Here is a 2,393-nt window from a genome sequence, read left to right on the forward strand (position 1 = left end):
ACGCCTTCTCCCGCAGGATCGCGCGCAACACCTCGACGATCCTGCTGGAGGAGTCGCACCTCGGACGGGTCATCGATCCTGCGGGCGGCTCCTGGTACGTGGAACGGCTCACCGACGAACTCGCCCACGCGGCCTGGACGTGGTTCCAGGAGATCGAGCGCGCGGGCGGCCAGCGCGCCGCCCTGCGCGCGGGGTTGATCGAGGAGCGGCTCTCGGACACCTGGCGGGAGCGCTCGGGAAACCTCGCCCGGCGGCGCGAACCCATCACCGGAGTCAGCGAGTTCCCGCAGCTCTCGCAGCCTCCGGTGGAGCGGGACCCGGCGTCGCGGGACCCGGCGTCGCGGGACCCGGCGCCTCGGGCACCCGGCGGCGGATTCGGCGGGCTGCCCGTCGTCCGCCGCGACGAGGCGTACGAGGCGCTCCGCGCCCGCTCCGACGCGTATCTCGCCGCCACCGGCGCCCGGCCCCGGGTCTTCCTGGCGGCTCTCGGACCGGCCGCCGCGCACACGGCACGGGCCACCTTCGCCGCCAGTCTCTTCCAGGCGGGGGGAATCGAGCCCGTCCACGAGCCGGTGCCGGTCGACACCGCCACCGCCGCCGACGCCTTCACCCGCAGCGGAGCGTCCATCGCCTGTCTCTGCTCCAGCGACACGCTCTACACCGAGCACGCCGCGGGAGTCGCGGCGGCGCTCAAGTCCGCCGGCGCGCTGCGGGTCTTCCTCGCCGGACGGCCCGGCGAGCACCGTGAGACATATCTGGAGGCCGGAGTGGACGAGTTCGTCGTCGCGGGCGGCGACGCGGTCGCCGTTCTGACCTCGGCACTCGACCGGATGGGAGTGGCGTGATGGGAATCCCCGACTTCACCGGCATCGGCCTGTCCGGGAGCGGCCCGTCCGGCGCCGGTCCCGGCGCGGACGGCGGCCCGGACGTCACCGAGGACCAGTGGCGTACGGCCGTCAAGGAGCGGACCGGCCGCGGGGACGGCGAACTGGTCTGGGAGACGCCCGAGGGCATCGCCGTCAAACCGCTCTACACCGCGCGGGACACGGCGGGCCTCGACTTCCTCGGCACGTATCCGGGCATCGCGCCGTATCTGCGCGGCCCCTACCCGACGATGTACGTCAATCAGCCCTGGACGATCCGGCAGTACGCCGGGTTCTCCACCGCCGAGGAGTCGAACGCCTTCTACCGGCGCAATCTCGCCGCCGGGCAGAAGGGCCTGTCGGTCGCCTTCGACCTGCCGACCCACCGCGGCTACGACAGCGACCATCCCCGGGTGACCGGCGATGTCGGGATGGCGGGCGTGGCCATCGACTCCCTCTACGACATGCGGCAGCTCTTCGACGGCATCCCGCTGGACCGGATGAGCGTGTCGATGACGATGAACGGCGCCGTACTGCCCGTACTCGCCCTCTACATCGTGGCCGCCGAGGAGCAGGGCGTACCGCCCGAGAAGCTGGCCGGGACCATCCAGAACGACATCCTCAAGGAGTTCATGGTCCGCAACACCTACATCTATCCGCCGAAGCCCTCGATGCGGATCATCTCCGACATCTTCGCGTACACCTCGCGCAGGATGCCGCGCTACAACTCCATCTCCATCTCGGGCTACCACATCCAGGAAGCGGGCGCGACGGCCGATCTGGAGCTGGCGTACACCCTCGCGGACGGCGTGGAGTATCTGCGGGCCGGGCTCGGCGCGGGGCTCGACGTGGACGCGTTCGCGCCGCGGCTCTCCTTCTTCTGGGCGATCGGCATGAACTTCTTCATGGAGATCGCGAAGCTGCGGGCGGCGCGGCTGCTCTGGGCCAAGCTGGTCAGGAAGTTCGACCCGAAGAACGCCAAGTCGCTCTCCCTGCGCACCCATTCGCAGACCTCCGGCTGGTCGCTCACCGCGCAGGACGTCTTCAACAACGTCACCCGCACCTGTGTGGAGGCGATGGCCGCCACGCAGGGCCACACGCAGTCGCTGCACACCAACGCGCTGGACGAGGCGCTCGCCCTGCCCACCGACTTCTCGGCCCGTATCGCGCGCAACACCCAGCTGCTGCTCCAGCAGGAGTCGGGCACATGCCGGGTGACCGATCCGTGGGGCGGCAGCGCGTACGTCGAGAAGCTGACGTACGACCTGGCGCGGCGCGCCTGGCAGCACATCGAGGAGGTGGAGGCGGCGGGCGGTATGGCCCAGGCCATCGACGCCGGAATCCCCAAGCTCCGGGTCGAGGAGGCCGCCGCCCGTACACAGGCGCGGATCGACTCGGGGCGGCAGCCGGTCATCGGTGTCAACAAGTACCGGGTGGAGACCGGCTCGGACGAGCAGATCGACGTCCTCAAGGTCGACAACTCCTCGGTGCGTGCCCAGCAGATCGAGAAGCTGCGGCGGCTGCGCGCCG

General features: G+C 70.8%; 2 protein-coding genes. Both read left to right on the forward strand.

Annotated features, from left to right (window positions below):
* Positions 1-845 (forward strand): methylmalonyl-CoA mutase family protein (locus BFF77_RS22595; RefSeq protein WP_245703649.1); only part of this gene is annotated, 845 nt, incomplete at its 5' end.
* The coding region (gene scpA / locus BFF77_RS22600; RefSeq protein ID WP_066952802.1) for a methylmalonyl-CoA mutase at positions 845-2,393 on the forward strand (1,549 nt) is incomplete at its 3' end. The genes BFF77_RS22595 and scpA, both read left to right, overlap by 1 nt.

It is taken from the genome of Streptomyces lushanensis, from assembly GCF_001700515.1.
GTDB classification, from domain to species: Bacteria; Actinomycetota; Actinomycetes; order Streptomycetales; family Streptomycetaceae; genus Streptomyces; species Streptomyces lushanensis.